Source organism: Xenorhabdus bharatensis (assembly GCF_037996705.1).
GTDB classification, from domain to species: domain Bacteria; phylum Pseudomonadota; class Gammaproteobacteria; order Enterobacterales; family Enterobacteriaceae; genus Xenorhabdus; species Xenorhabdus bharatensis.
The window spans coordinates 152,443-174,455 of sequence record NZ_JBBMXG010000011.1 but is presented as its reverse complement, the minus strand read 5'-3'; the positions used below and the strand labels follow the sequence as shown (position 1 = coordinate 174,455).

General features: G+C 45.7%; 16 protein-coding genes. 12 read left to right on the top strand and 4 right to left on the bottom strand.

Annotated features, from left to right (window positions below; translation table 11 throughout):
- Positions 1-13 precede the first annotated feature (13 nt).
- The 3 genes from AAC855_RS12540 (at position 14) to ilvA (ending at position 4,438) form a co-directional block, all read left to right on the top strand.
- Positions 14-940, top strand: coding sequence for a branched-chain amino acid transaminase (locus AAC855_RS12540; protein ID WP_340609998.1), 927 nt, complete (start codon positions 14-16; stop codon positions 938-940).
- A 97-nt stretch (positions 941-1,037) separates the two neighbouring features.
- The gene (ilvD, locus tag AAC855_RS12535) at positions 1,038-2,888 is read left to right on the top strand and encodes a dihydroxy-acid dehydratase (protein WP_340609997.1); all 1,851 of its coding nucleotides are present in this window, start codon (positions 1,038-1,040) and stop codon (positions 2,886-2,888) included.
- Between the two features lie 2 nt (positions 2,889-2,890).
- A complete protein-coding gene (gene ilvA / locus AAC855_RS12530; protein WP_340609995.1) occupies positions 2,891-4,438 on the top strand; it encodes a threonine ammonia-lyase, biosynthetic in 1,548 nt (515 codons plus the stop codon).
- A gap of 83 nt (positions 4,439-4,521) precedes the next feature.
- Here the strand turns inward: ilvA and ilvY are convergent, their stop codons facing one another.
- Positions 4,522-5,433, bottom strand: coding sequence for an HTH-type transcriptional activator IlvY (ilvY, locus tag AAC855_RS12525; protein ID WP_340609993.1), 912 nt, complete (start codon positions 5,431-5,433; stop codon positions 4,522-4,524).
- A gap of 166 nt (positions 5,434-5,599) precedes the next feature.
- Here ilvY and ilvC point away from each other — a divergent pair, with 166 nt between their 5' ends.
- Positions 5,600-7,078, top strand: coding sequence for a ketol-acid reductoisomerase (gene ilvC / locus AAC855_RS12520; protein WP_340609991.1), 1,479 nt, complete (start codon positions 5,600-5,602; stop codon positions 7,076-7,078).
- 57 nt (positions 7,079-7,135) lie between these two features.
- On the opposite strand, the gene AAC855_RS12515 is transcribed toward ilvC, so the two are convergent.
- Positions 7,136-8,251, bottom strand: coding sequence for a class II histone deacetylase (locus AAC855_RS12515; protein WP_340609990.1), 1,116 nt, complete (start codon positions 8,249-8,251; stop codon positions 7,136-7,138).
- Between the two features lie 295 nt (positions 8,252-8,546).
- Between AAC855_RS12515 and rep the strand changes: the two genes are divergently transcribed.
- Positions 8,547-10,577: a DNA helicase Rep gene (gene rep / locus AAC855_RS12510; protein WP_340609988.1), complete on the top strand. Its 2,031-nt coding sequence runs from the start codon at positions 8,547-8,549 to the stop codon at positions 10,575-10,577.
- 102 nt (positions 10,578-10,679) lie between these two features.
- On the opposite strand, the gene gppA is transcribed toward rep, so the two are convergent.
- Both gppA and rhlB read right to left on the bottom strand, forming a co-directional pair.
- Positions 10,680-12,188 carry a guanosine-5'-triphosphate,3'-diphosphate diphosphatase gene (gppA, locus tag AAC855_RS12505; protein ID WP_340609986.1) on the bottom strand — a complete coding sequence of 503 codons (1,509 nt, stop codon included), beginning with the start codon at positions 12,186-12,188 and terminating at the stop codon, positions 10,680-10,682.
- Positions 12,189-12,224: 36 nt separating this feature from the next.
- Complete coding sequence (gene rhlB / locus AAC855_RS12500) at positions 12,225-13,508, bottom strand: ATP-dependent RNA helicase RhlB (protein WP_340609984.1); 1,284 nt, start codon at positions 13,506-13,508, stop codon at positions 12,225-12,227.
- A 134-nt stretch (positions 13,509-13,642) separates the two neighbouring features.
- Here rhlB and trxA point away from each other — a divergent pair, with 134 nt between their 5' ends.
- The 7 genes from trxA to rffG all read left to right on the top strand — a co-directional run bounded on the left by trxA (position 13,643) and on the right by rffG (position 22,009).
- Complete coding sequence (gene trxA / locus AAC855_RS12495) at positions 13,643-13,969, top strand: thioredoxin TrxA (protein ID WP_422824382.1); 327 nt, start codon at positions 13,643-13,645, stop codon at positions 13,967-13,969.
- Between the two features lie 705 nt (positions 13,970-14,674).
- The gene (rho, locus tag AAC855_RS12490; protein ID WP_010845326.1) at positions 14,675-15,934 is read left to right on the top strand and encodes a transcription termination factor Rho; all 1,260 of its coding nucleotides are present in this window, start codon (positions 14,675-14,677) and stop codon (positions 15,932-15,934) included.
- A gap of 352 nt (positions 15,935-16,286) precedes the next feature.
- A complete protein-coding gene (gene wecA, locus AAC855_RS12485) occupies positions 16,287-17,375 on the top strand; it encodes a UDP-N-acetylglucosamine--undecaprenyl-phosphate N-acetylglucosaminephosphotransferase (protein WP_340609980.1) in 1,089 nt (362 codons plus the stop codon).
- Positions 17,376-17,407: 32 nt separating this feature from the next.
- Complete coding sequence (gene wzzE, locus AAC855_RS12480) at positions 17,408-18,466, top strand: ECA polysaccharide chain length modulation protein (RefSeq protein ID WP_340609978.1); 1,059 nt, start codon at positions 17,408-17,410, stop codon at positions 18,464-18,466.
- Between the two features lie 56 nt (positions 18,467-18,522).
- Positions 18,523-19,653, top strand: a complete 1,131-nt coding sequence (gene wecB / locus AAC855_RS12475) for a non-hydrolyzing UDP-N-acetylglucosamine 2-epimerase (RefSeq protein ID WP_340609977.1) — start codon at positions 18,523-18,525, stop codon at positions 19,651-19,653.
- Positions 19,650-20,912 (top strand): UDP-N-acetyl-D-mannosamine dehydrogenase, encoded by a 1,263-nt coding sequence (gene wecC, locus AAC855_RS12470; RefSeq protein ID WP_340609975.1) that lies wholly within the window; start codon positions 19,650-19,652, stop codon positions 20,910-20,912. Before wecB ends, wecC begins: the two co-directional genes overlap by 4 nt.
- Positions 20,909-22,009, top strand: a complete 1,101-nt coding sequence (rffG, locus tag AAC855_RS12465; RefSeq protein WP_340609974.1) for a dTDP-glucose 4,6-dehydratase — start codon at positions 20,909-20,911, stop codon at positions 22,007-22,009. The genes wecC and rffG overlap by 4 nt, the downstream gene beginning before the upstream one ends.
- Positions 22,010-22,013: the final 4 nt, after the last annotated feature.

Here is a 22,013-nt window from a genome sequence, read left to right as displayed (position 1 = left end):
AGGAAACAAAAGAATGACAAAGCAAGCTGATTATATTTGGTTCAATGGCGAAATGGTTCCTTGGGCTGATGCAAAAGTACACGTTATGTCCCATGCCTTGCATTATGGAACATCAGTCTTTGAAGGTATTCGTTGTTATAACTCCCATAAAGGGCCTGTTGTTTTCCGTCACCGAGAACATATGCAGCGTTTACGTGATTCAGCCAAAATTTACCGTATGCCAGTGAGCCAGAGTGTTGATGAGTTAATGGAAGCTTGTCGTGCAACACTCCGTAAAAATAAATTAGTCAGCGCTTACATTCGTCCATTGGTTTTTATTGGTGATGTGGGAATGGGAGTCAATCCTCCCGAAGGTTATCAAACGGATGTCATCATTGCGGCTTTCCCGTGGGGAGCGTATCTCGGTGAGGAAGCACTGGAGCAGGGGATTGATGCAATGGTTTCTTCGTGGAATCGTATAGCCGCCAACACTATCCCGACAGCGGCAAAAGCGGGCGGAAATTATTTGTCTTCTTTGCTGGTGGGGAGTGAGGCTCGGCGTCATGGTTATCAGGAAGGTATTGCTCTGGATGTTCATGGTTATATTTCAGAAGGTGCAGGTGAAAATTTATTCGAAGTAAAAAATGGTGTCTTGTTCACGCCGCCATTTTCTTCTTCTGCTCTACCGGGGATCACTCGGGACGCTATCATCAGATTGGCGCAGGACCTTGGTCTGGAAGTGCGTGAACAGACGCTTTCCCGCGAATCGCTTTATCTGGCTGATGAAGTTTTCATGACGGGTACAGCCGCAGAAATCACTCCGGTTCGTAGTGTAGATGGTATTCAGGTCGGGATTGGCCGCTGCGGGCCGGTGACTAAGAAAATTCAAAATGCATTTTTTGGCTTATTTGATGGCGCGACAGAAGATAAATGGGGCTGGTTAGACCCTGTGAATCCTTAATAAAAAAACAAAAAACTAACAGGCGGCTCGTTCCCCGCCTGTTTTCAGATACTGATTAGATGCTATCAATATTAGACAGACACGGGAGTGAAAAATAATGCCTAAATATCGTTCTGCTACAACAACCCACGGCCGTAATATGGCTGGGGCGCGTGCTTTATGGCGTGCGACGGGAATGACTGATGAGGATTTTGGAAAACCGATCATTGCAGTGGTGAATTCATTCACTCAATTCGTACCCGGGCATGTTCATTTGCGGGATTTGGGCAAGCTGGTGGCAGAACAGATTGAGGCTTCAGGAGGTGTTGCAAAGGAATTTAACACCATTGCCGTTGATGATGGTATTGCGATGGGACACGGCGGAATGCTGTATTCATTACCATCCCGTGAGCTGATTGCGGATTCTGTGGAATATATGGTGAATGCACATTGTGCGGATGCAATGGTGTGTATTTCGAACTGCGATAAGATCACTCCCGGTATGCTGATGGCATCTCTGCGTTTGAACATTCCGGTTATTTTCGTTTCTGGCGGCCCGATGGAAGCCGGAAAAACACGGTTATCGGATCAAATCATCAAATTGGATCTGGTCGATGCCATGATTCAGGGAGCTAACCCGAATATCAGTGATGAGCAGAGTGATCAGATTGAACGCTCTGCCTGCCCGACTTGTGGCTCCTGCTCCGGTATGTTTACCGCGAATTCAATGAACTGCCTGACAGAAGCTCTGGGGCTTTCTCAACCGGGCAATGGTTCATTACTCGCTACACATGCTGATCGTAAGACGCTGTTCCTCAACGCGGGTAAGCGCATTGTTGAACTGACTAAGCGCTACTATGAACAAAATGATGACAGTGCCTTGCCACGTAATATTGCGACTAAAGCTGCGTTTGAAAATGCTATGACGCTGGATATTGCAATGGGGGGGTCGACAAACACGGTGTTGCATTTATTGGCCGCAGCACAGGAGGGTGAAGTTGATTTCACCATGGCAGATATTGATCGCCTGTCTCGTCAGGTTCCCCATTTGTGTAAGGTGGCACCCAGTACCCAAAAATATCATATGGAAGATGTGCATCGTGCTGGTGGCGTGGTTGGTATTCTCGGTGAACTGGATCGGGCAGGGCTTTTGCATCGCCATGTGAAGAATATTCTCGGGTTAGATTTGCCACAAACACTGGCCCAGTATGACGTTATACAAACCACTGATGAAGCTGTCAAAAGCATGTATGCAGCAGGGCCGGCAGGTATTCGTACTACTCAGGCATTTTCTCAGAACTGCCGTTGGCCGTCTTTGGATACAGACCGAAAAGAAGGCTGTATTCGTGAACTTTCCCATGCCTATAGTCAGGATGGGGGACTGGCAGTTTTGTCCGGTAATATTGCTGTGGATGGCTGCATAGTGAAAACCGCAGGAGTGGATGAAAGTATTCTGACTTTCCGTGGCCCGGCTAAAGTTTATGAAAGCCAGGAAGATGCCGTAGATGCGATTCTGGGAGGAAAGGTAATAGCAGGTGATGTGGTTGTCATTCGCTATGAAGGCCCGAAAGGAGGTCCCGGTATGCAGGAGATGCTTTATCCGACGACTTACCTGAAATCAATGGGATTAGGCAAAAGTTGTGCTTTGATTACGGATGGACGTTTCTCTGGAGGGACATCGGGATTGTCAATCGGCCATGTCTCTCCTGAAGCTGCTAATGGCGGTTTAATTGGTCTGGTACATGATGGCGATATCATCAATATTGATATTCCAAACCGTAAGATTCTGTTGGATGTCGGTGAAAAGGTGCTTGAAGAGCGGGTACAGAAAGAATTATCCCGTGGCGATAAAGCATGGACACCCACGTTCAGGGAACGTCAGGTTTCTTTTGCCCTGCGTGCTTATGCTTCACTAGCGACCAGCGCTGATAAAGGGGCTGTGCGTGATAAAACTAAATTGGGAGGGTAATTGTGGTTGTTTATCCTCTTAATACTGAACCCAAAGGGGCGGAATATCTCAAAGCAGCGCTAAGTGCGCCGGTTTATGACGTTGCTCAGGTGACGCCATTACAGGAAATGAAAAAAATCTCTGCTCGTTTAAATAACACCATTTTGGTTAAACGGGAAGATCGTCAGTTGGTACACAGTTTCAAACTACGTGGTGCCTACGCGATGATTGCCAGCCTGACGGAAGAACAAAAAGTCAGGGGCGTTATTACGGCATCAGCAGGCAATCACGCACAGGGCGTTGCATTATCGGCCAGTAAAGTGGGTATCAGAGCGACGATTGTGATGCCGGTAGCGACAGCCGATATTAAAGTTGATGCTGTGCGCAGTCTGGGCGGAGAAGTCTTGTTGCATGGTGCGAATTTCGATGAAGCAAAAGCCAAAGCGATCGAAATGGCAAAGGAACACAGTTATACCTTTGTGCCTCCTTTTGATCATCCGGCTGTCATTGCGGGTCAGGCAACGTTGGCAATGGAATTGTTACAGCAGGATGTTCACCTTGATCGTATTTTTGTTCCGGTTGGCGGCGGCGGGTTAATTGCCGGTGTTGCTGTTCTGATTAAACAGCTTGTACCAGAAATGAAAATTATTGGGGTGGAAGCTGAGGATTCTGCCTGCTTGAAAGCCGCACTGGAAGCCGGGCGCCCGGTCGATTTACCGAGAGTGGGTTTATTTGCGGAAGGTGTTGCCGTCAAGCGTATTGGGAATGAAACATTCCGCCTTTGTCAGAAATATGTCGATGATGTCATTACAGTTGATAGCGACGCTATTTGTGCTGCCATGAAAGATATTTTTGAGGACGTGCGGGCCATTGCTGAACCCTCCGGCGCTTTGGCATTGGCAGGGTTGAAGAAATACGTCCAGCAGCATCAGATTCAGGGAGAAAGGCTTGCACATATTCTTTCTGGTGCAAATGTGAACTTCCACGGTTTGCGTTATGTTTCAGAGCGTTGTGAGCTGGGCGAGCAGCGTGAGGCTTTGCTGGCAGTCACTATTCCTGAACAAAAAGGCAGTTTCCTGACGTTTTGTCAGATATTGGGAAGTCGTTTTGTGACAGAATTCAGTTATCGTTATTCGGATTCTGCTGAGCCAAATAAAGCCTGTGTTTTTGTCGGTATCAGGCTGAGTAGTGGAAATACGGAACGGATTGAAATTATTGAAGAGCTAAAAACATCAGGTTATCAGGTCGTTGATTTGACCGATGATGAAATGGCGAAACTCCATGTCCGCTATATGATTGGCGGCAGGCCATCCAAACCGTTGCAGGAGCGCTTATTCAGCTTTGCCTTTCCTGAATCACCGGGTGCTTTGCTGAAATTTTTACAGACATTAGGGGCACACTGGAATATTACGCTGTTTCATTATCGTAGTCATGGTATGGATTATGGGCGAGTATTGGCTGCCTTTGAGCTTTCAGAGGAAGAACTTCGTTTTGATCGACATTTGGAGGAGTTAGGCTACGAATATCATGATGAGACGAATAATCCTTCATTTAATTTGCTATTGAGATAGGAAAACTCAGACTTGTAGGAAATAGAGATAGCGCCATAATAGGCGCTATTATTTTAGTGATTAAATTTATTCTGTCCTTATCATCATCCAATGCTTGATGAGTGGCTATCAGACGATAGCAGTCGCCAAAATGCTTGTATCAACGGTTCATTCAGTCGCTTACCCAGAGCACATACACCCAATTCAAAGGGTTCAACCAGTGAAATGTTTTCCAGCAGCGATATACGGCTGCGTACCGGTTCCGGGCTGTTTTCAACGACAACCGCAGGAATGAGAGCGATGCCGCAACCTAAAGCCACCATCGATACAATGGCTTCATGGCCTGAAACTGTTGCATAAATTTGCGGATGATTAATGTTATGGCGGCGGAACCAAAGCTCAATGCGCTTACGGGAAGGGCCGTGTTCCGGCAGGATAAACGGGATCTTATTCCAGTCAGGCTGTTCCTGTATGGCTAACGATCTGACTGCACAAGGTAAAGCCGGGGCGATCAGAACGAGTGGAATTTCGCCAATCTTGGTAAAACTGACGTTATCAGGCAGTTTTTCAGGTTTACCGGCGATACCTAAATCCGCTTCTTCAGATTGGATTTTATCAACGGCATCGGCAGCATCACCTGTTGTCAGTTTAATCTCCACCAAAGGATGTTCCGCCCGAAATTTATCCAGTACCTGAGGGAGGTGGCTATAAGCGGCTGTTACTGAACAGAAAAGGCGTAATTCTCCCGTTAATGACGGGCTTTGGTGATTCAGAGAATGAAGCAGTTGCTGATATTGTAATAATGTATGTTGGGCAAATTGTTTTAGCTGTTCGCCCGCAGTGGTGAGTTTTACTGTCCGGTTATCCCGTAGAAACAGGGGATGAGCCAATTGATCTTCAAGGCGCTGAATCTGGCGCGAAAGCGTAGAAGGGCTGACATGCATTGCTTTAGCTGTGCGGCCAAAATGACAACTTTCTGCAAGATGTAAAAACAGTTTTAAATCACGTAGATCCATCGTTTCTGTGTCCTCTGCTGAAAGTTTTTTCTGTAAATTGTCTCAAAAAAGATATGTTGCATAAACTGCAATATAGTCTTGTCAATATATCAATTTAAGCAATGTCTTTCATGGCATATATTGGCTGAATGCAAACAACATCACACCTAATTATATCGGAGTCACCATGGCTAACTATTTTGATACATTGAATTTACGCCAGCAGTTGGCGCAGCTGGGCAAATGCCGTTTTATGGCAAGAGAAGAATTTGCTGACGAGGCAGGGTATTTAAAAGGCAAGAAAGTGGTGATTGTCGGGTGTGGTGCTCAGGGCCTGAATCAGGGGCTGAATATGCGTGATTCCGGTCTGGATATTGCCTATGCCCTGCGTAAAGAAGCTATTGCAGAAAAACGAGCTTCATGGCGTAAGGCAACAGAAAATGGTTTCAGAGTCGGTACCTATGAAGAGTTGATCCCACAGGCTGATTTGGTTATTAACCTGACGCCGGATAAACAACACTCTGCCGTTGTTCAGGCTGTTCAGCCCTTGATGAAAGAAGGCGCTGCTCTGGGGTATTCCCACGGTTTTAATATTGTCGAAGTGGGGGAACAGGTTCGCAAAGATATTACTGTTGTGATGGTTGCTCCGAAGTGCCCGGGAACGGAAGTGCGGGAAGAATATAAACGTGGTTTTGGTGTTCCGACTCTGCTTGCTGTACACCCGGAAAACGATGCAAAAGGCGAAGGTATGGCAATCGCGAAAGCATGGGCAGCAGCAACCGGAGGCCATCGGGCAGGCGTTCTGGAATCCTCATTTGTCGCCGAAGTAAAATCTGACTTGATGGGAGAGCAGACCATCCTGTGTGGCATGTTACAGGCAGGTTCTCTGCTGTGTTATGACAAGCTGGTGGCTGATGGTGCTGAGCCGGGCTATGCCGGTAAACTTATCCAGTTTGGCTGGGAAACTATCACTGAAGCCCTGAAACAGGGTGGCATTACGCTGATGATGGATAGGCTTTCCAATCCGGCAAAACTGAGGGCTTATGCACTTTCGGAACAGTTGAAAGCTATTCTGACGCCATTATTCCAGAAACATATGGATGATATTATTTCCGGTCAATTCTCTTCAGGCATGATGGCTGATTGGGCGAATGATGATAAGGATTTGCTGAACTGGAGAGCTGAAACCGGTCAGACACCATTTGAAAACTACCCCGATTACAGCGGTCATATCGACGAGCAGGAATACTTTGATCATGGCGTATTAATGATTGCTATGGTTAAAGCCGGGGTTGAGCTGGCATTTGAAACGATGGTGGATTCAGGCATCATCGAAGAGTCTGCTTATTATGAATCACTGCATGAACTGCCATTGATTGCGAATACCATTGCTCGTAAACGTCTCTACGAAATGAACGTCGTCATATCAGATACGGCTGAATACGGTAACTACCTGTTCTCTTATGTTGCAGTCCCTCTGTTGCAGAAAGAATTTATGTCATCTTTACAGGCAGGGGATTTAGGTAAAACTGTTGCCGATAATGGTATCGATAACGCTCAGTTGCGTGATGTTAACGAGGCTATTCGTAATCACCCGATTGAAACTATAGGCCGGACTTTGCGTGGTTATATGACTGATATGAAACGCATTGCTGTTGGCGGATAATTTTGATGATGCTATGCCCGATATGATGTATCGGGCACACTATTTTTCCCCGCCGGGTTACAAATGAAATCTCTGTTTCAGTGCATCAATTTCCTGACGCTGGAATGTGTCAAAATGTTCTCTTGGCTGCTGCCTTTTAAACATCTCCAGTAAAGGATCTTGAACTTCCGTGCGAACGCCGCTTAATTCCTCCAGTACAGCCAAACCACAGAAAGGCACATAGAGTTCTGAGTAACCACCTTCATGGATAACAACCAGCTTACCATCACATAATTCATCTGCTGCCTGCTGTATTTTGCGTGTCATTTCCCGGAAGCTGTCACTGTGTAATTGCATGCGAGCCAGCGGGTCAATCGCATTGGCATCATAGCCACTGGCGATAATAATCAATTCGGGTTGATAACGATGTAATGCGGGAAGAACGATGTGATCCATGGCATACATGTAGCTGTTGTGCCCGGCTCCGGCCATCAATGGAATATTGATATTAAAACCTTCCCCTTTACCCGCACCGATATCGTCTTCGCCACTATAACCTTCGGGATAGCAACCATCCTGATGCAGCGAAATAGTTAAAACGTCATCACGTTCCCAAAAGATATGTTGTGTTCCGTTACCGTGGTGAACATCCCAGTCAACGACTGCAACCCGCCCAAGCCCAAACAGCTTTTTGGCTCGTTCAATGGCGAGGGGAATATTGGCGAAATAACAAAAACCCATTGCTTGTTCTGGCAGGCAATGATGTCCGGGAGGGCGGGAAAGGCTATAGGCATTATCGAGTTCACCCTGCAATACGGCCTCTACAGCAGCACAGGTCAGCCCGGCAGACAGTTTAGCAATTTCATAGCTGCCTGCCCCTACAGGTGCTTCGTGCCCAAGCAAACCGGTTCCATTATCGCTCATAGTCTTAAAACGCTGTAAATACTCTGTTGGGTGGATGAGATTTAAGGTTGCTTCATCAAGAGGAGCAGCACCTGATAGCTGCAATGAGCGGCTTAATCCAGAAACATCCATTAAATTTTTCATTCTACGTTTAGTTTCTGGTGATTCAGCATGCCCCGATCCAGAAGGAGGCTGTACCCATACCCCAACTGGAAGCATGACAACATGCTGTATGCCGGAATTGTGCCAGAAGCAGCTTTCATCAAAGAAAAAACCGGTTTTGCGTAACATATTGCATCCTCTATGACAGGTTTTATGAGATGAATTTTTTATTGTGATTACAGCAAGGTGAATTCGATACAATTTATGACATTGTTATTTATTACATATAGAAAAGTAGTAAATCTATTACGGATTAGGGATTTTAAGATCTGTAAAATAATTATTTTTGATGGTTGAATAATAATTCACTAAAGAATAAAGCATCGTAGTGGCCTGACTGGTGAAGAAAAACGCCTTATTACACGGCTTTCTGCTACAATTTCGTTCCTTACTTTTTTCATCCTGATATAACTTTCAAAACAGTATGCGATTAAATCCCAGCCAACAACAAGCGGTTGAATTTGTGACAGGACCTTGTCTGGTTCTGGCAGGTGCAGGCTCCGGTAAGACCAGAGTTATCACCAATAAAATAGCCCATCTGATACGCGCCTGCGGTTATCAAGCCCGCCATATTGCGGCTGTGACCTTTACTAACAAAGCGGCACGCGAAATGAAAGAACGTGTGGCACAGACATTAGGACGTAAGGAAACCAGAGGCCTGATGATCTCCACGTTCCACACGTTGGGATTGGAAATCATCAAGCGTGAATACAAAGCGTTGGGCATGAAGAGTAATTTCTCTCTGTTTGATGATCAGGATCAAATGGCTTTGCTGAAAGATCTGACGGCGGATTTACTGGAGGAAGACAAAGATCTATTACAAAAATTGATCTCAAGTATTTCTGGCTGGAAAAATGATCTGATGCCACCTGAGCAGGTAATAAGGCAGGCTCGTTCAGAACAGGAACATCACTTTGCTGAGTGTTATCGGCGTTATGATTTACACTTGAACAGTTGTAATGTGCTCGACTTTGATGATCTGATCACTAAACCAACGTTGCTGCTAATGCGGGATGAAGAAGTCAGGGAACGTTGGCAGAATAGAATTCGTTATCTGCTGGTGGATGAATATCAGGATACCAATACCAGCCAGTATCAACTGGTAAAATTGTTGGTTGGTAATCGGGCACGTTTTACTGTGGTTGGTGATGACGATCAGTCAATTTATTCTTGGCGTGGTGCTCGTCCACAAAACCTGATCCTGTTAAAAGAAGATTTTCCACAGCTTAATGTGATCAAGCTGGAGCAGAATTACCGCTCATCAGGAAGAATATTGAAATCGGCAAATATCCTGATTGCAAATAATCCCCATGTATTCGAGAAAAAACTGTTTTCTGAATTAGGTTATGGCGATCCTCTGCGTGTGATCGAAGCCAATAATGAAGATCATGAAGCTGAACGGGTAGTAGGTGAGTTGATCGCACATCATTTTATCAATAAAACTGATTATAAGGATTACGCAATTCTGTATCGCGGTAATCATCAATCCCGTATTTTTGAAAAGATGCTGATGCAAAGCCGTATTCCGTATCGTATTTCTGGCGGAACGTCATTTTTTTCCCGACCAGAAATTAAGGACTTACTTTCTTATCTGCGCGTACTGACTAATCCTGATGATGACAGCGCTTTTCTGCGGGTTGTAAATACCCCGCGTCGGGAGATAGGTGCGGTGACGGTTCAGAAGCTAGGCGAATGGGCTAAACAGCGTAACAAAAGTCTGTACCATGCCAGTTTCGATCTTGGTCTGGAGCAAAATCTCTCTGGCCGTGGATTGGCAGCCTTACAGCGCTTTACCCACTGGATGAATGAAATTTCACATCAGGCAGAACGTGAGCCATTGTTAGCCGTAAGGGATTTATTGCATGGTATGGATTACGAAAGTTGGTTGTATGAAACATCCCCCAGCCCTAAAGCGGCTGAAATGAAGATGAAGAATGTTAACCAGCTTTTCACGTGGATGAGTGAGATGTTTGAAGGGGATGATCTGAATGAACCGATGACACTTTCTCAGGTCGTCGCCCGCTTTACTCTACGTGACATGCTGGAGCGCGGAGAGGAAAGTGAGGAGTCGGATCAGGTACAGCTCATGACGTTACATGCTTCGAAAGGGCTAGAATTCCCTTATGTTTTTATGGTGGGTATGGAAGAAGGATTATTGCCACATCAGAGCAGCATTGATGAAGATAATATCGAGGAAGAACGACGTTTGGCGTATGTCGGTATTACCCGCGCGCAGCGTGAACTCTTCCTCACTCTGAGTAAAGAACGCCGTCAGTACGGGGAGCTAATACGCCCAGAACCGAGTCGGTTTTTGTTAGAGCTGCCTCAGGATGATCTGGACTGGCCGCAAGGCAAGAAAGTCGTCAGTGCAGAAGAACGCATGAAACGGGGGCAATCACGTCTTGCCGATATCAAATCCCGTTTTGGCCTTGGGCAGAAAACGGGCGGGGATTGATCGCATCAGGAAAATCTGCCGTAAACCCTCGCCCCAGTTGCATGTTCAGTCATGCATCTGGAGTGAGTGATTCATTTTTTGTTGTCTTGTAAGACGCTGAATTTATCCTAAATGGACGTTGTTCTGTTCTTCAATAAAAAGTGGCCAATGAACATAATGTTGCCATGTACTTTCCTGATGCAGGGTTTCAGTCCTGAGAGGATGCAGGGCTTGCCACTGATATGGAAGAGTAATGGTCAGCGTTTCATTTTCAGCGTTTAAACGCAGAGCGGATAAAGCGTCATCCTGCCGCCGGCTGGCGAAAATAATGGCAAGGCGCAGTAAACGGCACAATCGTAGTGCCAGCTGTGCCGGTAAGGCATTTTGCTGATTCAGTGATGCTAAATCGATAGCTCCGCTCTGATTTTGTAATAATGTCGCTAGCAGGCGTTTTTGAGCAGGGGTGTAACCGGGTAGATCTAAATGACTAATCAGATAAGCAGAATGAGCCGGCCCCTGACGAAAATCGACGCACAGGCCGATTTCATGCAGTAAACAGGCGCTGACCAACAGTTCCCGGCATCGCTCATCCAATCCCCATGTTTTAGCGACTTGTTGAAAGAAATGTTCTGCCAGTTGCCTGACACGTAGTGCCTGTTCTGTATCAATCTGAAAACGCTGTTGAATATTCTGTAAGGTTCTGGCTCGGACATCCTGCTCGACAGGTAATTCCAGCATTCCGTAAACCAGACCTTCCCGCAAGGCGCCTCCTGCCAGAATCATGCTCTCAATGCCCAATGCCTGAAAAATAGCAATCAGGATTGCGAGGCCACTTGGAAAAACCAGTGCCCGCTCCAGCGTCAGGCCATTTATTTCCAGCTCTTCCAGCTTCCCGCATTCAATCGCTTTAGATTTGAGTTGTTGCAGTTTGGGCAGGGTGATAAGTTCATCCATGCCCTGAGCAATCATAATCTCCTGAAGCGCCTGAACGGTGCCGGATGCCCCGACACAAATCTGCCAGCCTTGTTTCAGCAGCGTCGTGGTGATCGGCGCAAGGGTCTGGTGAGCTGCTGCTTCTGCTTCAGCAAAATTTTCTTCTGTCAGGCGGCGATCATTGAAATAACGTTCGAGCCAAGTAACACAACCCATTTCAAGGCTGAATAACTGTGTGGCTTTGGTGCCCGTACCTGTAACCAGCTCTGTACTGCCCCCGCCAATATCCACCACCAGACGCTCCTCCGGACCGCCTGTGGTGTGAGCTACGCCCTGATAAATCAGCCGGGCTTCTTCTTCCCCTTTGATAACGTTGACCGGGGAACCTAAGATTTCAGAGGCTTTCCCGACAAATTCACCGGAATTTGCCGCAAGTCGCAGTGTAGCTGTCGCGACAACGCGGATCTGTGGAGCAGGAATATCCTGCAAATATTCCGCAAAAAGGCGAAGGCATTGCCATCCTCGTTCCATTGCCTGTTGTGATAAGTGGTTATTTTTATCTAATCCAGCGGCAAGCCTGACCTTACGCTTGATTCGGGCAACCACCTGAATACTATCGGATACTCTGCGGACAACCAGCATATGAAAGCTGTTTGAGCCTAAATCGATAGCGGCATAGAGCGAAGAGGAACTCAGCATTTTGTTATTCCAAAATTACGTTAATCAGCCTGAACCTTACGAATTGCGTTTACGATTACGAACAGTGTTTCCACGGCGCGGCATATTGGTACGGCGCGGATGTCCCCCTGAACGCGAACGGTTACGGCGTTTGGGCACTGGTAAATCTTTCAGCAATGCATCACTGTTATATTTACTTACAGGGATCTGATGCTGGATATATTCTTCAATCGCTGGCAGATTCAGCGCATACTCTTCACAGGCCAGACTGATTGAGTGACCACTTTCGCCTGCTCGACCGGTTCGACCAATGCGATGGACGTAGTCTTCACAGTCATCCGGTAAATCATAGTTAAATACGTGTGTGACTGATGGAATGTGCAGCCCGCGTGCAGCAACATCGGTAGCAACCAGAATATCCACATTCCCCAGACTGAACTCTTCCAGTATACGCAGGCGTTTTTTCTGTGCGACATCACCGGTCAGCAGGCCGACGCGATGGCCATCGGCAGCCAGATGCGCCCAGATATCTTCACAACGATGTTTGGTATTGGCAAAAATAATGCAGCGGTCGGGCCACTCTTCTTCCAGCAGGGTCTGTAACAGACTCATTTTCTCTTCATTGGAAGGATAAAACAGTTCTTCCTGAATACGGTGCCCTGTTTTCTGTAATGGCTCTACTTCCACATATTCAGGATTGTTCATCTGCTCAAAAGCTAACTCACGTACCCGATAAGAGAGTGTAGCGGAAAACAGCAGCGTCATACGCTGAGTAGCAGAAGGAATACGACGGAATAGCCAACGGATATCCTTGATAAAACCAAGGTCATACATCCGGTCTGCTTCATCCAGTACAACAACCTGAATAGCACTGAGATTAATATATCCCTGCTTAGCATAATCAATCAGGCGGCCTGTCGTGCCAATGATGATATCAACACCGGCTTCCAGTACTTTTAGCTGTTTATCATAGCCATCTCCGCCATAAGCAAGCCCCATTTTTAGCCCGGTGGCTTCCGCCAGTTCTTCTGCATCAGAATAAATCTGGACAGCCAGTTCGCGGGTCGGAGCCATAATCAGAGCGCGTGGCTGATTGGTTTTATGATCCGCTGCAGCGGGATGGCTTAATAAATAATGAAAAGTAGACGTCAGAAATGCCAGCGTCTTACCCGTTCCTGTTTGTGCTTGCCCCGCAACATCCTGGCCTTCGACAGTAAAAGGCAATGTTAGCGCCTGTATTGGCGTACAGTTGGAAAAACCCTTTTTATCAAGGGCTTCAATGACCTTGGGGTGCAATGCGAAGTCGGAAAACTTCTTTTCTGTCAAATGTGTTTTGCTCATAGTGTGGTAGAATATCAGCTAACTATTGCTTTAAGAAAGTGTATCCGCTGAAATAAAGACACCTTATGTTGGTTAATGTAGACTGATAACCTAAAAGATTTTACTTTGGAGTCCAATTAATGAGTGAAAAGATTGTGAGTGCTGGCGTTATTCATCTGGCAGACAGTGACTTTGATGGAGATAAACTGCAATCAGAAGGTATTGTTCTGGTTGATTTTTGGGCAGAATGGTGTGGCCCTTGCAAAATGGTCGCCCCTATTCTGGATGAAATCGCGGAAGAATATGCAGGTAAGCTGACTGTCGCTAAGCTGAATGTTGATGATCACAAGGACGTCGCACCAGAATTTGGTATCCGTGGCATCCCAACACTGATTCTGTTTAAAGACGGTGAGAAAGTCGCAGTAAAAGTGGGAGCTTTGTCAAAAACTCAACTGAAAGAGTTTTTAGAGCCATACCTCTAACTTAGAGTTTGCTCACAGTAATTAAGGACGTTTAGCGGATAAGGTGATTTATCTTACTGACAGCTAGACGTCCGCTACGAAGCATGGTAAGTTAGCGACCACGTGCTTATATGGAACATGCATAGAAAAATTTTCATCATCTACATGAATAATTGACAACGGACATGTTACATACTAAACAATCTGTAGTGTCTGATAAATCTGTTATCTCTGACACCTTGAAATATCTGATGGCATATCGTATTTAGTACAGTATCTAAAAGCATATAGTATCTAAAAGCATATATAGTGAGACATTCAGTATATAGCCTGATGCTGAAGACGTCTTTATGCTAACATCCCAATGATGTTTTCGTTCCAGCGTCTATGTTGAAGCCTTCTTTTGCTGAACCTCTTTTGCTGAGATAATATTTGCTAAAACAGTATTTGTTGAAACGGTACTTGCGCTGAGATAGCTTTTCACTGAGATAGTTTTTAGTTCTGAGCTTAATCACATTTTGTTATTACCATCTCAGCCGTGCATTCACAGTTTGTTAGCCTTATTTTGAAATCAATTAGAGTACTTCAGACTATTACCTTGTAATATAAATTTATATGTTAAAAGGTTGTATTTGTTTTGGGTACAAATAAACAGGCACCGATAACGCTGCCATACCATTCACGTTCATAGTTCGAGATATACCCCGAGTTAAAGAACCCACCATTATGAATCTTACCGAATTAAAAAATACGCCGGTATCAGAGTTAATTACTCTCGGCGAAAATATGGGGCTGGAAAATCTGGCTCGTATGCGCAAGCAAGACATTATTTTCTCTATCCTCAAACAGCATGCGAAGAGCGGAGAGGATATTTTCGGAGATGGTGTGCTGGAGATATTGCAGGATGGATTCGGTTTCCTCCGCTCCGCAGACAGCTCCTACCTTGCAGGCCCCGATGATATCTACGTTTCTCCTAGTCAAATCCGCCGCTTTAACCTCCGTACCGGTGACACCATTTCAGGTAAAATCCGCCCACCAAAAGAAGGTGAACGTTATTTTGCCCTGTTAAAAGTCAATGAAGTTAACTTTGATAAGCCAGAAAACGCCCGCAGCAAGATCCTGTTTGAAAACCTCACTCCGCTTCACGCTAATAACCGTTTGCGTATGGAGCGTGGTAATGGTTCTACAGAAGACCTGACAGCCCGAGTTCTGGATTTGGCCGCACCTATCGGTCGTGGCCAGCGTGGTCTGATTGTTGCACCACCAAAAGCCGGTAAAACTATGTTGCTGCAAAACATTGCGGCGAACATTGCACATAACTATCCAGACTGCGTATTGATGGTATTGCTGATCGATGAGCGTCCGGAAGAAGTGACCGAAATGCAGCGTTTGGTAAAAGGTGAAGTTATCGCTTCTACTTTTGATGAGCCTGCTTCCCGCCACGTCCAAGTGGCTGAAATGGTCATTGAAAAAGCCAAACGTCTGGTTGAACATAAAAAAGACGTTATCATCCTGTTGGATTCCATAACCCGCCTTGCTCGTGCATATAACACTGTTGTTCCGGCTTCTGGTAAAGTGTTGACTGGTGGTGTGGATGCCAATGCTCTGCATCGTCCAAAACGTTTCTTTGGTGCAGCACGTAATGTTGAAGAAGGCGGTAGCCTGACCATCATCGCTACAGCGCTGGTTGATACCGGTTCTAAAATGGATGAGGTCATTTACGAAGAATTTAAAGGTACAGGTAATATGGAATTGCACCTGTCCCGTAAAATTGCAGAAAAACGTGTTTTCCCTGCGATTGATTACAACCGTTCTGGTACGCGTAAAGAAGAGTTGCTCACTACTCAGGATGAGCTACAGAAGATGTGGATATTGCGTAAAATTATTCATCCTATGGGTGAAATTGATGCAATGGAATTCCTTATCAATAAACTGGCTATGACAAAAACAAACGAAGAATTTTTCGACTTTATGAAACGTTCGTAGTCTGCAAATAACAATTGATAGTCCGTAAACAAAAAGTAATTAAGCGATCATTTCTTCAAAAAAACGCCACTCTTCTGTGGCGTTTTTTATAGGTGTGTTAAATTACCCGTTGAAATGGTACATGTTTTGCATGTTTTTCGCTTGATTGAATGAGTGTTTCTTGAACGGAAATTTTATAAAAGTTCTATAAATAACTATTAATCATTACTTGTAATCTGCATTATTTTTTTGATTTTCATTTATACATAGCAGGATGTCTTCTTGAACAGGGAACTTATGGGCTGGCTATTAAATCCATAAGTTAATGAATAATAGATGGCCATCATTATTATTTTTACAGAGAGTTGTTATTGTGAATATACCCAGCATGAGTGCCGAAGTTTTTTGCATCTTTATATTTTCATTAGTTTTTTTGTTCATGGCAAGGAAGGTAGCAAAAAAAGTTGGTCTTGTTGATAAGCCGAATTACCGTAAACGTCACCATGGTTTAATTCCTTTGGTGGGGGGGATATCTGTATTTGTTAGTGTTTGTTTTGCTTTTGTTATAACAAAAGAGTTTATACCACATAAGTGGCTGTATATGTTTTGTGCCGGAATACTGGTTTTTATTGGTGCATTGGATGATCGGTTTGATATCAGTGTAAAAATTCGTGCAACAATTCAGGCCTTAGTCGGTATCAGTATGATGTATTTCGCTGACCTGAGACTTGAAAGCTTGGGTAATACTTTTGGCCCGTGGGAAATGACGCTGGGGCCATTCAGTTATGTCGTCACTCTGTTTGCGGTCTGGGCAGCCATTAATGCTTTCAATATGGTGGATGGTATTGATGGTCTGTTAGGCGGCTTGTCCTGCGTCTCTTTCGGCGCTCTGGGTATCCTGCTGTATGAAAGCGGAAATACAGCATTAGCATTCTGGTGCTTTGCCTTTATTGCCGGGATACTGCCTTATATCTTTCTTAATCTCGGGCTATTGGGTAAACGCTTTAAAGTCTTTATGGGGGATGCCGGGAGTACATTAATTGGTTTTACCATTATCTGGTTGCTGACTGAAGCGACGCAGGGTGGAAATCGTTCTATCAATCCTGTGACGGCTTTATGGATTATTGCCATTCCATTGATGGATATGGTTGCGATTATGTATCGCCGACTGCGTAAGGGAATGAGCCCATTCTCACCGGATCGCCAGCATATTCACCACTTAATCATGCGTGCTGGTTTCACGTCCCGTCAGGCCTTTGTCTTAATCACGATGGCGGCAGCGTTATTAGCCGCGATTGGTATTATCGGCGAACGGCTGGATTTTGTTCCTCAATGGGTAATGTTGGCATTATTTTTGCTTGCATTTATGTTGTATGGTTATTGCATCAAAAGAGCATGGCGGGTGGCGCGTTTTATTAAACGGTGGAAACGCCGGATGCGTCGGGTTGCAAGCCATCACTAAAAAACATCGGCTTATCAAAGAGGTTTTGCGCAGTGAAAAACTCAGAAACGAAATCTATTCAGGATCAAACGGTTACAGAGCATGAACTGGATATTCGTGCGCTATGTTGTGCTCTGTGGCGTGGAAAGATATGGATTATCGCACTGGCAATAATTTTCGCTGCTGTTGCTCTGGCTGCATCGTATCTGATGCAGCAAAAATGGAGCGCAACCGCTATTGTGGATTTACCAACAACGAATAATCTGGGAAGTTATTATTCACAACAGCAATTTTTGCGTAATCTGGATACGCATATTAATGCTTCGCCGGAAGCTCAACTGCCGACAATCCCCGATGGGGCCTACAAAGAATTCATGATACAGGCTGAAGCCTATGATACTCGTCGTGAATTCTGGCTGCATTCTAATTATTACAAGCAGCGTCATCATGATGGTAAGCACAAAGCTGATGCGGTGTTACTGGAAGAATTAATCAACAATATTCAGGTGACACGTCGTGGTGAAAAAAATGCCCAGAATGAAAGTATCAAACTGACGGCAGAAACAGCCGTAGATGCTAACCGGCTGTTGCGGGAGTACATTGCTTTTGCCAACCAACGTGCGACTACTCATCTGAATGACGAAATAAAAGGCGCATGGGCAACACGGACTCAGTCAATGAAAGCGCTGGTCAAACGGCAGGAACTCGTCGCTAAGGCGATGTATAACCGTGAATTGAACGTATTGCAGCAATCATTAAAAATTGCTGAAAAACAGGGTATTCAGCGTAACCAGACAAATATTCCCATCGGTGAATTACCTGAATCCAAAATGTTTATGCTGGGAGTCCCATTATTACAGGCTCAGCTTGAAATATTGGAGGCCACAGGCCCTAATTACAGTATCGATTATGATCAAAATATAGCGATGCTGTCGACACTCAGTGTCGGCCCCACTTTGCAGAACACTTTTCAGACCTACCGTTATCTTAGAACGCCAGAAGAACCTGTTAATCGAGACAGCCCTCGCCGTGTATTTATGATGATTTTGTGGGGAGCAGTAGGTCTGTTGATTGGTGCTGGAGTCGCACTAGCGAGGCGTTCACGCACATAATTTTATATTCCTTTGTGGAACTACCCAGCAATGATTAACAAAATAAGAGAGCCACTGTGAAAGTGTTGACTGTGTTTGGTACTCGCCCGGAAGCCATCAAAATGGCGCCGCTGGTACACGCTTTAGCTGAGGATAGTGATTTTGAGGCAAAAGTTTGTGTGACCGCACAGCATAGGGAAATGTTGGATCAGGTACTGAATTTATTTGGGATCAAGCCGGATTTTGATCTCAATATTATGAAGAAAGGGCAGGATCTGACAGATATTACCTGCCGGATACTTGAATCCATCAAGCCGGTACTCAATGAATTCAAACCAGATGTAGTACTGGTACACGGTGATACCACAACAACGATGGCGACCAGTCTGGCTGCTTTTTACCAGCGAATACCTGTAGGGCATGTTGAAGCAGGACTGAGAACAGGCGATCTTTACTCACCATGGCCGGAAGAGGCCAACCGTAAAATTGCAGGTCATCTGGCAACGTATCATTTTGCTCCGACAGAAAACTCCCGCAGTAATCTCTTACAGGAATCTATTGCAGACAACGCTGTTTTTGTTACGGGAAACACCGTTATTGATGCTTTGCTCTGGGTGCGTGATCGCATTATGCATGATGACGTATTAAGGGGGCAGCTTGCGGAGCTTTACCCTTTTATTAATCCTGCTAAGAAAATGATTTTGGTAACAGGCCATCGCCGAGAGAATTTTGGCGGTGGTTTTGAACGAATTTGTGAAGCACTGGCGCAAATCGCCAGAATGCACCCAGATGTGCAGGTTGTTTATCCTGTACACCTGAATCCCAATGTATGCGAACCGGTAAAACGCATTCTGCATGGTATTGATAATATTATTCTTATCAGCCCGCAGGATTACCTGCCCTTTGTTTATCTGATGGATCATGCCTATTTGATCCTGACTGATTCAGGCGGAATTCAGGAAGAGGCTCCCTCTCTTGGTAAGCCCGTTCTGGTCATGCGTAATACCACAGAGCGGCCGGAAGCGGCTGACGCGGGTACGGTGCGGCTGGTAGGAACAAAAACCCAAACGATTGTTGATGAAGTCACGCGCTTATTGACGGATGACTCCGCTTATCAACAAATGAGCCGGGCTCATAACCCCTACGGGGATGGCAAGGCTTGCCAGAAAATTCTGGAAATATTGAAGAAAAATCAGGTGGCATTATGAGTTTTGAAACAATTTCTGTGATCGGTCTTGGTTATATCGGTTTACCTACTGCGGCAGCATTTGCTTCCTGCCAGAAAACGGTTATTGGTGTTGATGTTAACCAGCATGCAGTAGAGACGATTAATCGTGGCGAGATTCACATTGTTGAGCCTGATTTGGATCAAGTTGTTAAAACAGCGGTTGAAGGTGGTTATCTGAGAGCGGTCACTTCACCCCAGCCAGCGGATGCATTTTTGATTGCGGTTCCTACGCCTTTTAAGGGCGATCACGAGCCGGATATGGCTTATGTTTTTTCAGCAGCAGAATCCATTGCACCTGTTTTGAAAAAAGGCGACCTGATTATTCTGGAATCGACATCGCCAGTTGGTGCAACGGAACAAATGGCCGAGAGACTGGCAGAAGCCCGACCGGATCTTTCCTTTCCACAACAGGCAGGGGAAAATTCAGATATTGATATTGCTTATTGTCCTGAACGGGTATTACCGGGTCAGGTCATGGTGGAGCTAATCAAAAACGACCGAGTTGTGGGGGGAATGACCCCGAAATCCTCTTCCAGAGCAAGTGAACTGTATAAAATTTTCCTGGAAGGTGAATGTGTTGTCACCAACGCCAGAACGGCAGAAATGTGTAAGCTGACTGAGAATAGCTTTCGGGATGTTAACATCGCTTTTGCTAATGAACTTTCGCTTATCTGCGCTGAGCAGGGAATTAATGTTTGGGAATTAATTCGTCTGGCAAACCGGCATCCCCGGGTCAATATCCTGCAACCGGGGCCGGGAGTCGGCGGGCACTGCATTGCCGTCGATCCGTGGTTTATTGTGTCACAAAATCCTACGCAGTCTCGTCTGATCCGCACCGCCCGGCTTGTGAACGATGACAAACCACTTTGGGTGGTTGATCAGGTGAAAGCCGCCGTCGCGGATTGTCTGGCCGAAAGCAACAAACGAGCCAGTGAAATTAAGATTGCCTGCTTTGGTCTGGCATTTAAATCAAACATTGATGATTTACGTGAAAGTCCGGCAGTTCACATCACCAAAATGGTTGCGCAGTGGCACGCAGGCCCTACTCTGGCTGTTGAACCGAATATTCACGAATTGCCTCATTCACTGGAAGGTATGGTGGAGCTGGTCAGTCTGCAACAGGCGCTGGAAGACGCTGATGTTGTATTGATGCTGGTGGATCACAGTCAGTTTAAGGCGATCAATGGCAGCCAGATAAAACAAAAATGGGTTGTAGACAGCAAAGGAGTCTGGCGTTGAAACGTATTCTAATTACTGGTGGAGCGGGCTTTATTGGTTCTGCGGTGGTTCGCCACATAATCAACCATACTGAAGACAGTGTCGTTGTGGTTGATAGCCTGACTTATGCCGGCAATCTTGAGTCACTGGCATCGGTAGCTGATCATCCTCGTTATGCGTTTGAGCAGGTAGATATCTGTCATCGCGATGCGTTGGAACGTATTTTTCAGCAATATCAGCCTGATGCGGTGATGCATCTGGCGGCGGAAAGCCATGTTGATCGTTCCATTGACGGACCTGCGGCATTTATTGAAACCAATATCATTGGCACTTATACCTTATTAGAAGCGGCTCGTACATTCTGGCAGCAGTTAGATCGGGAAAAGCAGGCAACATTCCGTTTTCACCATATTTCCACGGATGAGGTCTATGGTGATTTGCATGGCGAAGAGGGCTTTTTCACAGAAACGACACCTTACGCACCGAGCAGCCCTTATTCAGCCTCCAAGGCATCCAGTGATCATCTGGTCAGGGCATGGCTACGCACTTATGGTTTACCAACCGTGATCACTAACTGCTCGAATAATTATGGCCCTTACCATTTTCCGGAAAAGCTGATCCCTTTGGTGATCCTGAATGCACTGGCGGGTAAACCTTTGCCTGTTTACGGTAAGGGAGAGCAGATCCGTGACTGGCTGTATGTGGAAGATCACGCGCGGGCACTGCATTTGGTAGTCACTCAGGCGGTATCTGGCGAAACGTATAATATTGGCGGCCATAATGAGCGCCGTAATATTGATGTGGTCGAAACGATTTGCGAATTGCTGGAAGAATTGAAGCCGGAAAAGCCAGCCGGTGTGGCGCATTACCGAGAGCTGATTACCTACGTTACTGATCGCCCGGGGCATGATATGCGTTATGCCATTGATGCCGCAAAAATTGAGCGTGAATTAGGCTGGAAACCACAGGAAACCTTTGAATCTGGTATTCGTAAGACAGTGCAGTGGTATCTGGCAAACGAAAATTGGTGGCGCAGGGTACAGGATGGCTCTTATGCGGGAGAACGTCTTGGCTTGTCTGAACATGATGGACAGTTTGAGCATTGCGGAAATAAATAAACCC

Coding starts and splice junctions, on each gene's coding strand:
- ilvD (WP_340609997.1), top strand. CDS start 1,038: ATGCCTAAATATCGTTCTGCTACAACAACCCACGGCCGTAATATGGCT.
- ilvC (WP_340609991.1), top strand. CDS start 5,600: ATGGCTAACTATTTTGATACATTGAATTTACGCCAGCAGTTGGCGCAG.
- rhlB (WP_340609984.1), bottom strand. CDS start 13,508: ATGAGCAAAACACATTTGACAGAAAAGAAGTTTTCCGACTTCGCATTG.
- wecC (WP_340609975.1), top strand. CDS start 19,650: ATGAGTTTTGAAACAATTTCTGTGATCGGTCTTGGTTATATCGGTTTA.
- rho (WP_010845326.1), top strand. CDS start 14,675: ATGAATCTTACCGAATTAAAAAATACGCCGGTATCAGAGTTAATTACT.
- gppA (WP_340609986.1), bottom strand. CDS start 12,188: ATGCTGAGTTCCTCTTCGCTCTATGCCGCTATCGATTTAGGCTCAAAC.
- AAC855_RS12515 (WP_340609990.1), bottom strand. CDS start 8,251: ATGTTACGCAAAACCGGTTTTTTCTTTGATGAAAGCTGCTTCTGGCAC.
- rep (WP_340609988.1), top strand. CDS start 8,547: ATGCGATTAAATCCCAGCCAACAACAAGCGGTTGAATTTGTGACAGGA.
- AAC855_RS12540 (WP_340609998.1), top strand. CDS start 14: ATGACAAAGCAAGCTGATTATATTTGGTTCAATGGCGAAATGGTTCCT.
- ilvY (WP_340609993.1), bottom strand. CDS start 5,433: ATGGATCTACGTGATTTAAAACTGTTTTTACATCTTGCAGAAAGTTGT.